Genomic DNA, 16,185 nt, shown 5'->3' on the forward strand with positions numbered 1-16,185 from the left:
TCTTCCAGTCTCCCCTTACCACCGCGGGGTGGAGCAGCCCGGTAGCTCGTCAGGCTCATAACCTGAAGGCCGCAGGTTCAAATCCTGCCCCCGCAACCATACGTAAGCGTCCGAAAAGACACAAAAACTCGCCCCCACAAAGGCGGGTTTTTTGTTGCCCAAAATCCCACGCAGGAAACACATAGGAAACAGACGAAAAGGTAATCGGGCGCAGTTTTGTCTACTTTCACAAATGCGTGATTTAAGAGCGAGGCACCCTGTCGCCTGTTTCGGGGTATCATTCCAGGCTTATCAAGTCAGGGCAGTCTGGTACGATCAATCGATCAATGCCTACTCCCGAGCGACCGGCGAAGTCCAGGGTCATCGACGTTACGGCTGTCCAGAACCAGAACGGTAATCCGCTTGGCATCCCACTCATCAGGACCGATCGATATTCAGGATTTTCTTTTTGTGGAATGGACGTTTCACTGAGTATCGTCTCAGGGCATGGAGTATAGAATGGGAATCAAGCGGTACGAGTTGAGTAAAGCACAATGACAACGGATTGCGCCTCTGCTCCCGGGCAAAGTTGGAGATGCGGGCCGCAGTGGAACGGATAATCGCCTGTTCGTGAACGGCTGCCTCTGGATTCTACGCTCTGGCGCGCATTGGGAGGACCTGCCGGAGCGGTATGGCAAATGGCAGACGGTGCATCGTCGCTTCAGCAAATGGTGTCATGCCGGGATATGAGACAGGATTTTCGAGATTCTGATGGCCGATCCGGACAACGAGTATCTGATGTTCGATTCCATGATCGTTCGCGCCCGTCAGCAGGCTGCGAACGGAAAAAGGTGAGCAGGGATCAGGCGCTGGGCCGCCCGCTGCGCTTCATTGTTGCAGCCGGGCATGGGCCGGAGCCTGTTTGAATACCTGTCCTGAAGGAACGGACGCTCAGGGACCGTTGTCATTTTTTACGAAATGGCTCCCTTTCGGGCTTCCGGGTTTTTTCCATGCCTTCATGATGCGTCCCAGCACGGAGGTCTGACGGATGGGGGCAAAGCCCAGTTCGTTCTCCATGGCCATCAGGTCCAGTTTGACCGTATCGGCGATACGGCCCTTGAATACGAATTCCGGCACTGATTTTTCGAATGCCACGGCCTGGCGGATGTCACCTGCAAAGCGCACGCGCATGAAGCGCCTGTCCCGCGACAGGGTAATGTTTTCCGGGTGGCTTCCGATCATCTCGATCAGGATGCGCTGGAACTGGATGGCCCGCATTGCCTGATAGGTCCGGTACGAAAGCGGGCAGGCCCAGTCGGGACGGGCAGAGACATGCTGGTCCAGCAGGGCAAGCAGGATGCGTGAGGAAAGGACAAATACATCCGGAATGGTCTTGCCACCCCCGTGATCCATCTCGCCCCGCATCGCGCGTGCATGGGGCAGCATGAGGGTCAGGTACTGGCGATACAGGGCGGTGCCGATTTCCTTTTGCAGGCGCCGGGGGCTTTCCGTCTGGAGCGCGCGGCTGTCGGGCAGGGAGGCATCGATATGGCAGGTCACCATCCGCTTGGTCAGGTCGGCTGGAATGCTGGTGACATCCTTGTTGGTGGTCAGGACGATCGGGGCATAGATATCGGCCATGTCATGGTCGGTACGGACCATGTCCGGCACGTATTTGCCCATCCGGTCGGGCGTAACATCGTCGATCAGCAGGGGAATGGCCCCCAGTTCATGGCGCAGGGCCAGTGCGCGCTGCGCGGTGAAGTCCGATGAACGGATGCTTTTGACAATCCCGAACATGGACTGGGCGATGATCCGCGTGAACAGGGTCTTGCCCCCGCTGGAGCGGCCGTACAGCACGGCATAGGGGGGATAGAGCCACGGGTCGATATGGTTGATGACCGCCCCCTGCCGCAGGAAGGCGGCAAAGGGCGCCATGTAAAGCCAGACCAGAAAGGCCCAGTAGGATGCCATGGCACTGCGGCTGTTGCCATAAAACGCCGCGAAACTGCCAATATAGTTTACCAGCAGGCGGGCATCCCGTGCGACCTGTGCCGAGGGGACCGTCTCCTTTTCCGACAGCCACAAGCGGTCATTCAGATGGATTTCGCCCGTCCGGACCGACAGGGTCGCGCGCGGAATGCCATCCGCCACCCGATCCGGCGCGGGCAGGCTGTTGCGGGCATGGAGGAAGGTCGAGACCGTTCCGGGTGTGACAAGGGCTATGCCCTTGCGGTTCATGGGCAGGGGAACGGCTTCAAGTTCCTGCCGCAGGCGCCGGGCCGTACGCAGGGCGGTGGCGGAAAAGCCGTCCGGCACGGGGATGCCACCCTGTTCGACATACGCAAGCCCGGCGCGGATGGCGCGGACAATGGGCACGTCCTCATAGGGGAGCGGGTCCGCCCGGATATCCATCTGCCCCGTTTTCGAAGTCGGGGAGACACCGATCAGGATTTCGTCTTCAACCGGCACGCTCTGCCTGTAATCGCGCTGGTAATAGTCTTCGAACACGCGCCATGCCGCCGGATCGTCAAAGGTGATGATGATTTCGTGCTGGCGGCCATGGAAGGCGGCCTGGCTGAGATTGGCGGACCCTGTAACCACCCGGTGGCCATCGGGGCCGGACAGCAGATAGAGCTTTTCATGGCTTGGCCGGCCGGTCAGCAGCCGGAAACGTAAGGTGCCATCCTGCAGGCGTGGCAGGAAAAGATGATGACGTTGCCCCAGTATCCGCCGCAATCCCTCGACAAGGGATTTCTGGTCGGCCAGACAGTCCCTGAAGCCATATTCTTCAAAAACCTGGCTGGCCTGAACCAGGGCAAGATGGGTTTTGGTCAGGATGTGTTCCGACCCAAAAACTATTTCCATGTCCTCCAGCCGCCCTGTCAGGCCAAGCAGGAATTCCAGGGAACTGGAGAAAGTAATCGCGCGTAATCTGGAGAATCCCGCAAATATGTCCTGCCAGTTGCATTGCCTGCACTCTGTCAGTTCGGCCTGGAATGCCGTAAGCCGTGCTGGTTCTGGATGATGCATGTGTGAGAATAGATCAGACATTTTTCAGTCATCCATTTCTCTATTTATAAGTAATTTTTATAATATAAACAGAAAAAAGAAGATTTTGTCAAAAAATTCCTGTTTGCCAATACTGAGCCGGGGATAAGGTCAACCTTATGATAAATAATATAAAAGTTTCCTGATATCCTCTTTTTCACGAAGACGGCGTTCCCTGACGTGGGCCGGGGGAAACGTCACCCGAAACTTTCATTTTCTGTCAGGGCAATGTTTTCAGGCCGATGCCTGATCCAGCATCATGCGCGCAACCCGGACCAGTTCGCCATCCGCATGTGCCAGACTGTCCAGCACGGTAAAATGGTCGGCCCCGGCCAGGGGCACCAGCGGGCCGGGGCAGTGCTGGTGAGCGCGGAGGTGATGCAGGGTTATGCTGTCATGGCAGAACGTGGGTAATTCCCGGCTGCCATAGGCAATGGCCATGGGCTTTCCACATGGCGGCAGGCGAAGGGGGGAGAGTGTGGCAACTTCCTGATCCGTCAACTGCAATGCCGTATTGAACCTGGTATCACGCAGGGGCCCCAGTTCGTACACGCCCGATATGGCCAGCCCGGCCGTGACCGCCCGATGCGCGAGGCAAAGCCCGGTCAGCGTGCCACCAGCCGACCAGCCCGCCAGCAGGCGCGCGCCGCTGAAACCATGGGCAGGCCCATGTGTGTCAAGCCATGTCAGCGCCATGTCGATTTCCGCCGCAATACGCGTCAGCGATGCCTCGGGCGCCAGGGTATGGCCCACCATGGCCACCGACCAGCCATGGGCACGCACCTCTTCGACCAGACAGGCAAAGCCCTCGGGGGCGTTCATCTGCCAGTAGCCACCATGGATAAAAATCAGGCATGGCGCATCGGCATGCCCTGCGGGATAAAGATGCCACAGCGTACGCGCACCGGGCGCATAGGCCACGTCACACTGCCCCGGCAGGCCCCGCCTGCGCAGTTCGGCCGATCGCGCGCGCAGCCGGGCCATATAGGCGCTGCTGTCCACAACCGCGGCCGCATTGTCATAGGCGGCATGGCGCGCCGCGCGGTCCAGTTCGCCCCATCTGGCAAGGGGAGCGGTCATGCCAGGGGGGGGACCAGCGGGCTGTCCGCCCTGTACATCCGGCCTGCGCGCAGGCAGAAGGCAGGGGCCAGCATTTCATCTACCATGACACGCGCGCCACTGTTGTCAGACAGGGTAAAACGGCCCTGGACATGGTCAAGCACCGAAATGTCCGCTTCCCGCCCGACCTGAAGCGATCCCAGCGTATCCGCCATGCCCAGCATGCGTGCCGGATTGCTGGTGACGGTTGCGATGACCTCATCCATCGGCATGCCAAGATACAGCAGTTTGGACATGGCATGGGTCAGGTTGAAGGGGGAAACCCCAGCAAACGGGTTTTTGCCTCTGTCCTCCAGATCCGTTGCCGCGGGAACCTTTACGTTATAGCCGTGCATGTCGGCCCCCAGCGTATAGGGGCGGATGCCTGCCGCCATGACCGTCCGGGCCATCTCGAAGGAAAAATGTGATCCATGGCCGACATCCACCGTAACACCCCGCTCCAGTGCCGCCCAGACAACAGGATGGACTTCACCCGTTTCCATGGAAATGAAGCCACCGGGATGACGGGTGAAGGGATGCGCAAGGATATCCCCCGGTTCCATCAGGGGCATCAGTTCCCGCACGATCTCGTCGGGATTGATGTCGGGCGCGTCTTCCATGGTCGGCCAGAGCTGGCCCAGATGGATGTAAAGCGGAATGCCCGCGTCGCGCGCGATGCGTTTGCCGATACGGATGACATCCAGCCCCCAGCGCGAAACGCCACCCAGTTCACAATGGGCCTTGATCCCGCGCACAATATCCCGGTTTTCCTGCGCGGCGCGCACGGAATGGGCGACATCCGTCTGGCCGGGGCCGTAAAGCTCCGGATAGAGATGCCCCTCCAGCCCACCCACCAGATAGGCGGACAGGAAGCACAGGACACGGCTGGCGGCCGGTTCGGCAATGAAATGGCGGAACCCGCCAATGGTCATGCAGCTCGGGCCGCCCTGGTCCACCAGGGTCGTGACACCCGAGCGTACGCCCACCATATCGGCATTGAGCCCGAAACGCCCCGTGACATGTTCATAGACATGCCCGTGCGTGTCGATCATGCCGGCCGTCACGATCTTGCCCGATATGTCATGGGTTTCGCGCGCCGTGGCCGCTCTGTCGATCATGGGTTCGATCGCCATGATCCGTCCGTCCCGCACGCCGATATCCGCAACGCCATGGCGGCCTGTCATCGGGTCAATAAGGGTTCCACCGCGTAAAAGCGTATCAAATGTCGAATCCATGCAGGCCTCCATCCCATAAACAATCAGCATACTGACGATGTGGACGCATGCAAGCCTGACCCGCGTCCGGGCACAGGGATTCTTCCTGTCTGGTCCGCTGCGCGTATACGCAAACCGGGCGGCGGAATGAGTGTTTGGCCTGCCCCGCGTGGACTGGTATCGTCACGCCCATGACACAGGAACCGACCGCGGCCCCCCAGCCGCCCATGCCCGTGCGGCCTGACAGGCACGAACAGACAGGTGTGGCACGGCTTGAGGCACGTCCGGGATTCCTGATCCGGCGCCTTCACCAGATTCACGTTGCCCTTTTTGCCGAGGAATGTGGCGGATTCAATATAACGCCCGTCCAGTACAGTATCATGAGTGTGGCGCAGATGCGTCCGGGGCTGGATCAGAGTGAACTGACGCAGGAAGTGGGCGTGGACCGGGCAACACTGGCCAATGTGCTGGCGCGGCTGGAAAAACGGGGACTGGTGCGCCGTGAACGTACGGTGCATGACCGACGGCTCAAGCAGGTTCACTTGACGCCGGATGGCGTCACCCTGCTTGCGGAAATGGCGGAACCCGCCCGCAGGGCCCATGCCCGCACTATTGCCGCCCTGACCGGGGCGGACCGCGAGGCCTTTCTGGATGGCCTGACCCGTCTGGTCGTTGCGGGGAACGGCTATGGCCGCGCACCCATGCGCATAGGCTGACGGTCCGCCTATTGTCCGGAGGACCGGAGGGCAGGCCGCCGCAGGAGGGAAACTTGGCTGACAGCCAGCATGATCAGCACATTCAGCCCAAGCGCCAGGCAGCCGGTATTGATGTCGCGCGCCCATGCGGGCAGGGCAGGAAACAGCGTGGCCATGCTGGAATGGGTGATGACCGTCGCCATGACCACCCCCACCCCCGCGCATATGCCCCCTGCGGCCCCCGCCGTCGTGGCAATCCGTCTGGGGGACAGGGAGGCGAGCAGGGCTGGAAAAAGCTGGGTGACAAAACTGTATCCCATGATCAGCAGGTTCACGATGCTGATGGACCCGTCCAGCGTGAACCAGACGGCAACAAGCGTTATGACCGGCACCATGGCACGGGCGATCCATCCCACGCGTGCCGGGTCATTGCGGGCGCAGAGTACGCCAAATATGTTGTTGGCCACCAGTGTTGCCGTGGCGATCAGCATCATGGAGCCGGGCACGATGGCGGCAAGCAGCCCCGCAGCGCCAATCAGGCCCACGAACCATGATGGAAAGGTCTGGATCGACAGCCGCAGCAACGCCATGTCGATCTGGCCGCCCGTCAGGCCCGGTACCTGATCGATGGCGGCAAATCCCACCATCATGGCCAGGATCATCACCAGTGTATAAAGCGGCATCAGCGCCGCATTGACACGGAAACTGCGCGCCGCATGCGCGGATAGGGCGGAGCCGAATGTATGGGGCCACATGTAAAGACCCAGCCCGGATACAAGGATGGTCGAACAGAACCACGCAGGGCTGTAGCCCGTAGGGGACAGGACCAGCATTTCCGGCCGTTCGCGTGCAAGCCGCGCGAACATGGGGCCGATGCCACCATAATAATGCCATGGCATGTACAGGCCCAGAAATGCCACGACCGCCAGTACCATCACATCCTTGACGGTTGCCGTCCAGGCGGACCCATGCATGCCCGATACAACAACATAGACGCACATCACACCGGCCCCGATCCAGACCGAAAGCGCGGGGGACAGCAAACCGTATGACGTGGCCTGTACAATGATGCCCAGTCCCTTGAACTGCAGCACAAGATAGGGAACCATCGAGACCAGCCCCACGGCTGCCACCAGCAGTGCCAGCGGCGTACTGTCGTAGCGGACGCGGAAGAAATCGGCCTGCGTCAGCAGACCGTGCGCACGCCCGATCCGCCATATGGGCGGCAGCAGCCAGTACGACAGCATGAAGCCCAGGGCGGTATAGGCCACCATGTACAGGGCGGCGACGCCATGCGCATAGGCGTAACCGCCACCCCCCAGGAAAGTAAAGGTTGTAAAGACTTCTCCCGCCATCAGTACAAACATGAAAACGGGACCAAAACTGCGGCCTCCCACGCTCCACTGTTCAATATCCATGCGGATGCCACGGCGTGCCAGCAGCCCCAGCACCAGTGCCCCGGCAATGGTGGCGATGATGATGAATAGCGCGGCGTTCACGGCGCATCGTCCCCAGCGGGGCCGTGACTGGCCGGATCAAGCAGGAAGACAAGTCCGGTCACGACCGAACACAGGCAGACGGAAAATACGATCCAGAACATGAAGAAGGGCAGGCCCAGTACAACCGGCTGATAACGGTTGGCCACTAGGCTGCCCGCCAGGGTCATCAGCAGGGGGACGGGCGCCAGGAACAGGCGCGCCATGCGGTTCAGGGAATGTGCCGTGCTGCTGTCATGTTCTGGGGTCATGCGTACCACTGCCGGATTCCGGCCCTGAGAAGGGAATGCTATTGATTTATTCCGTTATCGTTACGAATAAAAACATGTATGTAAAGGAATTAGTCCCCGCTAATCGGGTGGCAGGGGGATGCGCGCATTGCATATCGTTCGTATGCTGACGTTACTGTGGCATGATAGGCCGATCCATCCAATTGAAATCCGCCCGCATTTTTCCTGCCAGCCCCTTATCGGGCGCGTCCCCCCACGAATGGCCTGACCGGCACGGCGTGCGCACAGTCACCGGCCTGCCACGACCGGATCAACCGGGTGATGATCCGTCGCAGGGCCTCGCGGGTCCGGGTCAGCCGTCTGGCCTCGTCCTGACGGATGGCATCGTTCTGGCCCAGCAGCGCGGTTCCGTACCCCATCTGCCGCGCCATCTCGACATCGGGCAGCGAGGACAGGGACGCATAGGAAACCGGCAGGCTGACCTGCTGGCTGCTGGTATGGCTGGCGGTTGCGCCCAGGCTGAAGGTGGGTACGGCGGCAGGGGCATCAAGCGTAAACTGTCCCCCCGTGGTCATATTGCCAGACAGTTGCAGCGTAACCGTTCCGCTGATCGTCCCGACCACAGGATCGGCCAGCTGCTGGCTGCACTGGACGGCGCGTACGGCGCGGGCAAAAGACATGGCCTGTCCCGCTGTCCAGTTCTCGGCATGGGAGACGGATACCGCGCCGGCTTGCGCCAGCGCGGACTGGATGGCCGCCATGGCGGCCGGGATTGTGGTCTGTACGCGTCCGGCATGCGTGCAGGCGCTCAGGCATGCGATGCATGCCAGCAGGGGGAAGCTTGCGTATTTCATGCTCTGCCTGTCAGGATGCATTCACGGTCCGGCCGGCATGAAGCCGCCGGGCGCAATAATGCACCATATGGTTACTTATGGGGGCGGGCCGTGCGGCGGTTCAGTCCGGTCCGGCCAGATAGGCGGTGTTGGCGGCGGTCAGGGCTTCCCAGTCCTGCCCCGCGGGGGTCAGGGCCCCCGGGGGCAGCAGCTGCCGCCATGCAAGCCCATGGGCTTCCATCAGGCGGCTGCGCAGCCAGCGCCATGTTGCTTTCTGCCTGGTGCCCCATGTCAGCAGGGTTACCAGATCGGTATCATCCGTGCCGGTATAGTCCCACAGCAGCAGGCAGTGCCCCCCCGCGCTGCCGGGTGTGGGGTCACCCCGCCATGCGGGGGTATGGGTATCCCATACGGGGGCAAGGGCATTGGCGGTGTCCGTCCACATATCCGCCGTGGCAAGCCGTACGCCAAGATAGGCGGCGGACAGGCCGGCAGTGATGTTGCGGATGCCGTTCAGGTCGTCCGCCTCTGCACTGCCCCATAATGGAAACAGGGTCTGGTCCGCCAGGGCGTAGCCGCTGCGCAGGGCGGTGGTCAGTATATCCACCTCGATCCCGCCATGATCGGTGGCGGGGTTGCCGGGCACGTAGCCTGTCGAACGGGCATAGAACCCCAGTGCATCGGTAGCCGTAACCGCGATCTGGTAGCCACCCAGGGCCGCTGTGGCGCGGATATGGTTGCCAATACCGGCGGCCGTACAGTCGCCTGCCATGTCATTGCCCAGCATGCGCGGGGCGGGATCGATCTGGCTGCGCACCAGCCGGGTGGGGGCACGGCGGTCCATGAAGGCCCGCATGGTTGATGAAAGACGTGGCTGGCCGGTCCGGGTACGGGCCGGGCGGCAGCCAAGTTTACGCAGGGTCATGGTTCCTGATATCCGCGATGGGGGCGAAGCCGGGAGCCGTCGGACGGCGGGACTCATGCAGCCGGGCCGGACGGTACGGGTGCGGCATCCGTGGATGAGGCCAGGTCGTGCGCAGGCTCCCGCAGCCATGGGTTCATGAACGGTTTTGCCTGCACGCAGGACCGGCCTGCCGGGCCGGTTTGACTGCATTCAGGCGTTAACAGGGGCAGGATACCGGCCCCCCATGCAGGCGGCAAAGGAAACGGGACCGTCGGGGCCATGATCCAGCCCATGTGGCGGCGCGCGGGCCGGGGCAGGCGGGACGGCGCTATCCCACATGGTCCGGGAGCGCCATGACGGGATGGCGCGCGCGGGGAGGAAAGCCACGGGGCATGAATTTTATTTCACACGGTCCATATCAATACCATGTGTCTTCAGGTGCGGCCTGTGCTAGATTGTCAGGCGCAGGAAGCAGTACCCCCATCATGCAAGGCTGTTGACAGCATATCGTGTTTTTTTTAAGGCAACCTCCCCGGTTCATGTTCCGGGTCCAGGAATTTTTCATGCCATCCATTGAAAGCGCAGGTCATGGCGTTTGAGAGCATCGTTCTGTCAGATACGGTCCATCAGCACGATGACCGCCCCGTACGGTCCGGCACGCCCCCGCTGCGCAGTCCGGTCAGGGGCATCGTGTTCGGGCTTGCGCTCAGTGCGCCATTCTGGGCGCTTGTGGCCTTCCTGATCTTCCGCTAGGGCGTCACGGCTGTTCCCACGCCCGGTGCGTAACCGGCATATCCATGTTTATGCAACGTTTTTCCCACCAAGGCGTTTCCGGCAAGGCATGGAAACGCCAGTCATGGGATTGGTGCCGCATGGTTACCGTTTGTAAAAAGCGGACAGATGGCATGCCGGATCGTGTAGCATGGATCACGCCCCATCCTTCCGGTGGGAATGGGGTAGCCCCCAGCGTGGAGTAACAGGACAGACATGGCCATTGATCGATTCAGTTCCGAACATATTTCTGCATCAAGGGTATGGAAACCCTGTCGGGGGACTGGATGGATGATGGCGGTACTGGCGCCACTTATGGGGCTGTCGGGCTGTGGTTACACGGATTCGCGTGCAGCCCACCGTGCCCAGATGACCATGATCGGCATTGACAGCCAGGACGTGCAGACATGTGTCGGCATTCCTGACAAGATCAAGAAAATAAGCGATAATGTTCAGATATTCGAGTATTCGCGCACGCTCAATATCCCGTCCACCAACGATTCCGCCCTCTTTCCGCTCCAGTCTCTGGTGAACCTGACGGAAACCGCCCTGGGGGGCGCGGGCAAGACCTGCATTACCGATATCCGCTTTGAAAATGACAGGGTGACGGATGTTCATTACAGCGGCGATGATGATGAAATCATCGGGACGGATGGCGTGTGTTCCATCGTCACGCGCGGCTGCGTGCGTCAGCCACTGGCGTCCATGAAACATGTCAGGAAAGGCCCCTTCGGCCCTGTCTCCGGCTTCTATTCGCCTAAAGCCACCCCGCGCCCGGCAACGGAACCCGTCCTGACCCCGACGGCGCCTGTCGTCCCTGCCGTCACCACAACCCCTGCTACGCCTGCGGCGAAGTAGGCAGTGCACCACAGGTCGGAGGGCACAGGTCCGTCTCCCGCCTGCGTTTGTGTGGTGGACTGGCGGCCCCTTTGCTCCCGTCGCCTGACGGGGCAACGGGACCGGAGGGGCAGGGATGCCTTATTCGGCTGACTTGCGCCCGAATATGTAGCTTCCGATCGAGAAGGCAGCCAGAATGGCAAAGCCGAATACCTTGCAGTAGGTCGGAATCTTCTTTTCATGCAGGCGGACTTCACCCTTCAGCCCAGCCAGATGTTCAGCAATCTGCTTGTGCAGGTCCGCCTTGTGGCTATGCAGGGATTTTTCCACGCTCCTGGCAATTTCCTGAATGTCTTCAGGGCTGAGTTTGCGAAGGTTCTCGGCTGCGCTCATGATCCGGTTTCATCCTGTACGGTTGTGGTGCCCGCCCGCTCTGCCGGCCGGGCTTTGTCTCTTTAAGGTCGGTACAGGCCGGACCGTTTTCAAGGGATGGGATGCCCCTATAATACCGGCCCCACCATCGCCAGCACGTTGTTCCACAATACCCGGTAGGCGGGCCAGCGCAGGACATCCTCCAGCGTGACCGGGCGGGCGGCCTTGATATAGTCCTGCTGGCGGGTATGGATGGTGGCGGTAAAGGCTTCGTCCACAAGCAGGATGTTGTTTTCGAAATTCAGGTCGAAACTGCGCCTGTCCAGATTGGCCGAGCCGATCATGGTCATGTGCCCGTCCACCGTCAGCGCCTTGGTATGCAGCAGGCCGTGCGGGTATTCGTACAGGGTGACCCCGGCCTCCAGCAGTTCACGGTAGTAGCTGCGGCTGGCTCCCGCCACGATCCATGAATCATTGCGCAGGGGCACGGTCAGTGTCGTTTTCACGCCCCGCCGGGCGGCGGCGCACAGGGCGGCCTGTATGGGTTCGTCCGGCACGTAATAGGGGGTGGTGATGGTCAGTTCCCGCGCTGCCGCGTTCATGAGGGATACGAATACCTCCGGCATGGCCGCATAGCGCACGGCGGCACTTGTGCCGATGACCTGGGCCACGAATCCGGCGCCCTTTGGCATGGGGGCGTTGGTCAGCAGGGTGGTCAGGTCCTCGTCGGTATGGGCGGTCCAGTCGGTGGCGAAAAGATGCTGGTTCTGCAGTACGACCGGGCCTTCGAAGCGGGCGACCAGGTCAACCCACGGCGCGAAGCGGGCCTTGACGCGGAAGGCGGCATCGGCACAGTTCTGGCTGCCACAATAGGTGACGCGGCTGTCAATCACCACGATCTTGCGGTGATTGCGCATGTCGAACCGCCCGCGAAAGGGGCGTTGCAGCGGGTTGCCAATGGGCAGCGCGCGTACCAGCCGGACGCCCGCGGCCGCCATGTCGGCCCAGTGATGGCTGTGGACCAGCCGGCGTGAACCCAGGTCATCGGCCATGACGCGGCAGGTGACACCGCGTGCCGCCGCGCGTTTCAGCGCCGCGATGACCTTCATGCCATTATTGTCGGCCAGCCAGATATAGAAACTGATATGCACATGCGCCCGTGCCGTATCGATGTCGGCCACCATTGCGTCAATGGCGGCATCGGAATCCGCCATCAGGCTGGCGCGGTTGCTGCCCATGGGCGGATAGCCACTGATCGACTGCCCCACCCGGAACAGCGGGGCAAGGCGCGGGTGCAGGCCAAAGTCCCGTTCGGCATCGATCAGGGCATCGCCGGTCTTGCCGGGAATGGGCAGCTGCCGGATCGCACGGCGTATGCGCACCATGATATGGCGGTCGAGATGGGTTTCGCCCAGTAGCAGGTAGGCCAGCATGCCCACGATGGGCAGCGAGCCGATAATGGCCACCCACGCCACGCGGGAAGCAGGCTGCCGGTGCGGCCGCAGCAGGACCCGTATGATGAACATGACCTGAAGACCGATGATGGCGGTTGCATCCACCCAACCCCATTGCATAGCCCGCTCCCGCATCCCGATTGCCTGGAAAGCGGGCAGCGTATCGCCTTGGGGCGGGGGCGACAACCGCTGCCGCCCCAGGACTGCCCGCTTACGGTGCGGGCCTGCCTGGGGCCACATGGGCGGGGTCCGCCGTCATGACCGCATGCACCGCCGCGATGGCGGTGTGAAGCTGGGCATGGATGTTATGCGTCCCCACCACGGGGGTAATGCGGTGGCGGTCCATGTCGGCGCGCAGATAGGGGCTGACGCGCCCGAAAATGACATGCGTGCCGTCCTGCCGCAGCGTGGTGAACAGGTCGCGCAGGTCACTGGCGGCGGAAAAATCGATATCGGTAATGGCGCTGGCGTCAATCACCAGGCAGGCCACCGGCGTGGGGGCGTGATCCACCAGCAGCCGTACATCGCGCCTGAAACGGGCGGAGTTGGCATAGAACAGGTCCGCGCAGAAACGGTAGACCACCAGCCCCGGTGCCGTTTCCTGCCCGGCCTGCACATCAAAGGGTTCCAGCAGGCCGGAATGCGGGTCATGGCGCAGGATCATGGTATGGGGTTCGTAACTGTGGCGCACATGCCGGAACAGCGAAAGCGCAATGGCCAGGAAAATGCCCTGTTCCACCCCGATGCCCACCACGGCGGCGGCCGTTATCAGCGCCAGGCCGTATTCACCGGGGCTTTCACGCCATATGGCGCGCAGTGCCCGCAGGTCGATCATGCCCAGCGCCACGGTAAAGACGATGGAGGCCAGCACGCAGCGTGGCAGGTACTGCAGGGGCCCGGTCAGGAACAGCAGTACCAGCATCGTCACCCCGGCAAAGGTTACCTGCGCCAGCTGGCTGCGCGCGCCCGCGCGCACCGCCATGGCGGTCTGGGTCGGGCTGCCATTGACGGTAAAGGTGCCACTCAGCCCCGCCACAGCATTGGCGGCACACAGGCCCAGTATGTCGGCATTGTCATTGATGGGGTCATGGAAGCGCAGGGCAAAGGCGCGGGAGGTGGCCGCGCTCTGCGCGATGATGACGAACACGCACGATGTGGCGACCGGCAGCAGCGCCAGCATGTCGTTCCACGCCACATAGGGCACGCGCAGGTGCGGCAGGCCGCTTTCGATCGGGCCGATGGTTGCAATCCCGTGGCGTGACAGGCCCAGCGCGGCACTGGCCACGATGGCGCCCACCACCATCGCAAGCGGCAGCGGCGCACGCGGTGCCAGCCGTTCGCCCGCCATGACTGCCCCCACCACGATTACGGAAAGGAACAGGGTGGGCAGGCTGGCCTGTGGCAGATGGGCCAGGATCTGCGCCAGCTGCACCAGGGTATTATGCGCGCTGGCCGATACCCCCAGCATGTCACGCAGCATGGCCAGCGCCACCTGTACCCCCACACCCGCCAGAAAGCCGACCAGTACCGTGCGGGAGAGGAAATCCGCCAGGAACCCGAGGCGGAACAGGCGTGCCACCAGCAGGAAGGCGGCGCTGAGCAGGGCAACCATGCTGACCAGCGCCATGTAATAGGCGCTGCCCGGTGTGGCCATCTTTTCCAGCGCGCTGGAAAAGATGGCGGCGGTGGCGGAATCCGCCGCCACCACCAGATGCCGCGATGCCCCGAACCCTGCAAACGCCAGCAGCGGCAGCAGCACGGTATACAGTCCCGTTACGGTGGGCATGGCGGCGATGCGGGTATAACCCAGCACCTGCGGAATGTTCATGGAAGCCAGCGAGAGGCCCGCTACGACATCACGCAGCCGTGCGCGCATTCCCCCCGGCAGGGTCTGTCCGACCCGTGTGCCCGATCCCGTGCCGTCCGCTTTTGTCTGCATCGCGCCTGCCGCCACCCTTCCTGTTTCCTGCCGTCGGGCCATCGGGCATCTGGCCCGCAACGCCGGACATATCCGCAAACGCGCGGGCCATGGCAAGGGTGCGCACAGGATGCCGGCCATGCCCGGCCGCCGCGTACCCGTTCAGGCGGGTGTTACTGAAGGTGTGCGCTCTCGCCATCCATATTGTTCAGCAGGGCCTGCGTCAGCCCCTGATGCTTGCGGATCAGCCTGACATTGTCGGGATTGAGGGCGGGAATGTCCTTCCCCCGTGCCCCGGTGTCGTCCAGTCTTTCGGCCGTCATCTGGAACGCGGTGATGCCCATCACAAAGTCCCGTGCCGACAGGCCATACTGCTGCAGCAGTGGCTGGAGCTGCGGCATGGCTTCCGTGCGTCGTATCGTGGTGGCCAGCGTCATGTTTCTGGTCTGGGTGGGGGGAATGATATTGGCCATCCTGATCTGCCGGGTCAGGGGCAGCATGCGGGCAAAGAAATCCCTGGGGAGTCTGTACTGCGCCACGGCACGTATGTCCTGCTGGACCGCTTCATGCACCGCGCGTTCAAGTTCGGCTTTCTGTTCCGCCGTGGGACCGTGCCGGGGGGCCTGCTGGTCAGCCTGCTGGGCGGTGGCAGGATGCAGGATACCAAGGGCGAGAACGCAGGCCATCGCCCCGATCAGGGCATGCAGGCGGGTAGGCGGCATGGCAGGTGATTCCATCTGTCCTGTCTGGTCAGTCATAGCCATGGCGTAGTGCTGATGGCTTTCGTGACGATAGTGCGGGATGGGCCAGCCCAGTCAATATGGAAGGTACCGGTCCGCCGCGTGTTCAGGCCCGGGGTGCATCTCCGCCACAGGGTGATGAGGATGACCGCGAGCGGGCATGAAGTGACGGACCTTCTCGGGGCCGATTCCTGTCTCCGCCTGTACCGGACTGACCCAGGTCAGTTTCTACCCGTGTAATGCCGCGATCGACCGGCTGCGTGGCGCGGCCTGTGATCCGGGGGCGGATATCGCGCTGACGGGATGCGCGTCGCTGCGGGGCGGGCCCCATGGCGGGTGGGGCCATGATGCGGGCAATGGCAGTGCAGCGCGCATTGCGGCTGGGAGCGCCCTGTTCATGGGACAGGCCGGGCATGGGCCGGCAGGTGGTATCTGCCGGATATTCGGCGCAGGAAAGCAGTGCACTGGTAGAAAATAATGGAAATTTCCGGAAGGAACCTTGTTTTATAAAGAGAAGTGGCATGGTAAGGCGGCCAGTAACAGGTTTGTTTTCCAGAAAATTTCCCATGATGACCGGATTTTTCTGGTACACG

Annotated in this window: 14 protein-coding genes, 1 tRNA gene and 1 pseudogene; 5 read left to right on the top strand and 11 right to left on the bottom strand. The window is 62.1% G+C overall.

Annotation, left to right across the window (positions count from 1 at the left end):
• Nucleotides 1–22: 22 nt before the first annotated feature.
• Together CFR78_RS10895 and CFR78_RS10900 are read left to right on the top strand one after the other, a co-directional pair.
• Nucleotides 23–99, top strand: a tRNA-Met gene (locus tag CFR78_RS10895).
• 444 nt (nucleotides 100–543) lie between these two features.
• A pseudogene (locus CFR78_RS10900) lies at nucleotides 544–884 on the top strand (IS5 family transposase); the annotation flags it as partial.
• 46 nt (nucleotides 885–930) lie between these two features.
• Here the strand turns inward: CFR78_RS10900 and CFR78_RS10905 are convergent.
• The 3 genes from CFR78_RS10905 to CFR78_RS10915 all read right to left on the bottom strand — a co-directional run bounded on the left by CFR78_RS10905 (nucleotide 931) and on the right by CFR78_RS10915 (nucleotide 5,363).
• The gene (locus CFR78_RS10905; protein ID WP_110581124.1) at nucleotides 931–3,033 is read right to left on the bottom strand and encodes a phospholipase D family protein; all 2,103 of its coding nucleotides are present in this window, start codon (nucleotides 3,031–3,033) and stop codon (nucleotides 931–933) included.
• A 231-nt stretch (nucleotides 3,034–3,264) separates the two neighbouring features.
• Entirely contained in the window at nucleotides 3,265–4,110 is an 846-nt protein-coding gene (locus CFR78_RS10910; RefSeq protein WP_110581125.1) for an alpha/beta hydrolase, read from the bottom strand.
• On the bottom strand, nucleotides 4,107–5,363 hold the full coding sequence (locus CFR78_RS10915; RefSeq protein WP_034930055.1) for an amidohydrolase/deacetylase family metallohydrolase: 1,257 nt from the start codon (nucleotides 5,361–5,363) through the stop codon (nucleotides 4,107–4,109). Before CFR78_RS10915 ends, CFR78_RS10910 begins: the two co-directional genes overlap by 4 nt.
• 170 nt (nucleotides 5,364–5,533) lie before the next feature.
• On the opposite strand from CFR78_RS10915, the gene CFR78_RS10920 reads away from it, so the two are divergent.
• Nucleotides 5,534–6,058 (top strand): MarR family winged helix-turn-helix transcriptional regulator, encoded by a 525-nt coding sequence (locus CFR78_RS10920; RefSeq protein ID WP_240471378.1) that lies wholly within the window; start codon nucleotides 5,534–5,536, stop codon nucleotides 6,056–6,058.
• A gap of 8 nt (nucleotides 6,059–6,066) precedes the next feature.
• Here the strand turns inward: CFR78_RS10920 and CFR78_RS10925 are convergent, their stop codons facing one another.
• The 4 genes from CFR78_RS10925 to CFR78_RS10940 form a co-directional block, all read right to left on the bottom strand.
• Nucleotides 6,067–7,536 (bottom strand): sodium:solute symporter family protein, encoded by a 1,470-nt coding sequence (locus tag CFR78_RS10925; protein ID WP_034930017.1) that lies wholly within the window; start codon nucleotides 7,534–7,536, stop codon nucleotides 6,067–6,069.
• On the bottom strand, nucleotides 7,533–7,784 hold the full coding sequence (locus tag CFR78_RS10930; RefSeq protein ID WP_051672050.1) for a DUF3311 domain-containing protein: 252 nt from the start codon (nucleotides 7,782–7,784) through the stop codon (nucleotides 7,533–7,535). The genes CFR78_RS10925 and CFR78_RS10930 overlap by 4 nt, the downstream gene beginning before the upstream one ends.
• A gap of 215 nt (nucleotides 7,785–7,999) precedes the next feature.
• Complete coding sequence (locus tag CFR78_RS10935; protein WP_034930020.1) at nucleotides 8,000–8,617, bottom strand: hypothetical protein; 618 nt, start codon at nucleotides 8,615–8,617, stop codon at nucleotides 8,000–8,002.
• Between the two features lie 100 nt (nucleotides 8,618–8,717).
• The gene (locus CFR78_RS10940) at nucleotides 8,718–9,521 is read right to left on the bottom strand and encodes a hypothetical protein (protein ID WP_034930023.1); all 804 of its coding nucleotides are present in this window, start codon (nucleotides 9,519–9,521) and stop codon (nucleotides 8,718–8,720) included.
• 567 nt (nucleotides 9,522–10,088) lie between these two features.
• Between CFR78_RS10940 and CFR78_RS16290 the strand changes: the two genes are divergently transcribed.
• Together CFR78_RS16290 and CFR78_RS10950 are read left to right on the top strand one after the other, a co-directional pair.
• A complete protein-coding gene (locus CFR78_RS16290; RefSeq protein WP_166498161.1) occupies nucleotides 10,089–10,253 on the top strand; it encodes a hypothetical protein in 165 nt (54 codons plus the stop codon).
• A 309-nt stretch (nucleotides 10,254–10,562) separates the two neighbouring features.
• Nucleotides 10,563–11,129 carry a hypothetical protein gene (locus CFR78_RS10950; protein ID WP_223846554.1) on the top strand — a complete coding sequence of 189 codons (567 nt, stop codon included), beginning with the start codon at nucleotides 10,563–10,565 and terminating at the stop codon, nucleotides 11,127–11,129.
• Between the two features lie 120 nt (nucleotides 11,130–11,249).
• Here the strand turns inward: CFR78_RS10950 and CFR78_RS10955 are convergent, their stop codons facing one another.
• The 4 genes from CFR78_RS10955 to CFR78_RS10970 form a co-directional block, all read right to left on the bottom strand.
• Nucleotides 11,250–11,501 (bottom strand): hypothetical protein, encoded by a 252-nt coding sequence (locus CFR78_RS10955; RefSeq protein WP_034930030.1) that lies wholly within the window; start codon nucleotides 11,499–11,501, stop codon nucleotides 11,250–11,252.
• A 107-nt stretch (nucleotides 11,502–11,608) separates the two neighbouring features.
• A complete protein-coding gene (gene cls / locus CFR78_RS10960) occupies nucleotides 11,609–13,054 on the bottom strand; it encodes a cardiolipin synthase (RefSeq protein WP_034930061.1) in 1,446 nt (481 codons plus the stop codon).
• Between the two features lie 91 nt (nucleotides 13,055–13,145).
• Nucleotides 13,146–14,873, bottom strand: a complete 1,728-nt coding sequence (locus CFR78_RS10965; protein ID WP_051672052.1) for a SulP family inorganic anion transporter — start codon at nucleotides 14,871–14,873, stop codon at nucleotides 13,146–13,148.
• Nucleotides 14,874–15,025: 152 nt separating this feature from the next.
• A complete protein-coding gene (locus tag CFR78_RS10970; protein ID WP_034930068.1) occupies nucleotides 15,026–15,574 on the bottom strand; it encodes a hypothetical protein in 549 nt (182 codons plus the stop codon).
• Between the last annotated feature and the right edge of the window lie 611 nt (nucleotides 15,575–16,185).

The sequence above is a fragment of the Komagataeibacter rhaeticus genome (assembly GCF_003207855.1).
In the GTDB taxonomy this organism is placed as follows: Bacteria; Pseudomonadota; Alphaproteobacteria; order Acetobacterales; family Acetobacteraceae; genus Komagataeibacter; species Komagataeibacter rhaeticus.

What these genes read in the sequence shown, in the direction of transcription:
- CFR78_RS10905 (WP_110581124.1), bottom strand. Translation starts at nt 3,033, where the DNA reads ATGTCTGATCTATTCTCACACATGCATCATCCAGAACCAGCACGGCTT.
- CFR78_RS10910 (WP_110581125.1), bottom strand. Translation starts at nt 4,110, where the DNA reads ATGACCGCTCCCCTTGCCAGATGGGGCGAACTGGACCGCGCGGCGCGC.
- CFR78_RS10915 (WP_034930055.1), bottom strand. Translation starts at nt 5,363, where the DNA reads ATGGATTCGACATTTGATACGCTTTTACGCGGTGGAACCCTTATTGAC.
- CFR78_RS10920 (WP_240471378.1), top strand. Translation starts at nt 5,534, where the DNA reads ATGACACAGGAACCGACCGCGGCCCCCCAGCCGCCCATGCCCGTGCGG.
- CFR78_RS10930 (WP_051672050.1), bottom strand. Translation starts at nt 7,784, where the DNA reads ATGACCCCAGAACATGACAGCAGCACGGCACATTCCCTGAACCGCATG.
- CFR78_RS10935 (WP_034930020.1), bottom strand. Translation starts at nt 8,617, where the DNA reads ATGAAATACGCAAGCTTCCCCCTGCTGGCATGCATCGCATGCCTGAGC.
- CFR78_RS10940 (WP_034930023.1), bottom strand. Translation starts at nt 9,521, where the DNA reads ATGACCCTGCGTAAACTTGGCTGCCGCCCGGCCCGTACCCGGACCGGC.
- CFR78_RS16290 (WP_166498161.1), top strand. Translation starts at nt 10,089, where the DNA reads ATGGCGTTTGAGAGCATCGTTCTGTCAGATACGGTCCATCAGCACGAT.
- CFR78_RS10950 (WP_223846554.1), top strand. Translation starts at nt 10,563, where the DNA reads ATGATGGCGGTACTGGCGCCACTTATGGGGCTGTCGGGCTGTGGTTAC.
- CFR78_RS10955 (WP_034930030.1), bottom strand. Translation starts at nt 11,501, where the DNA reads ATGAGCGCAGCCGAGAACCTTCGCAAACTCAGCCCTGAAGACATTCAG.
- cls (WP_034930061.1), bottom strand. Translation starts at nt 13,054, where the DNA reads ATGCAATGGGGTTGGGTGGATGCAACCGCCATCATCGGTCTTCAGGTC.
- CFR78_RS10965 (WP_051672052.1), bottom strand. Translation starts at nt 14,873, where the DNA reads ATGCAGACAAAAGCGGACGGCACGGGATCGGGCACACGGGTCGGACAG.
- CFR78_RS10970 (WP_034930068.1), bottom strand. Translation starts at nt 15,574, where the DNA reads ATGCCGCCTACCCGCCTGCATGCCCTGATCGGGGCGATGGCCTGCGTT.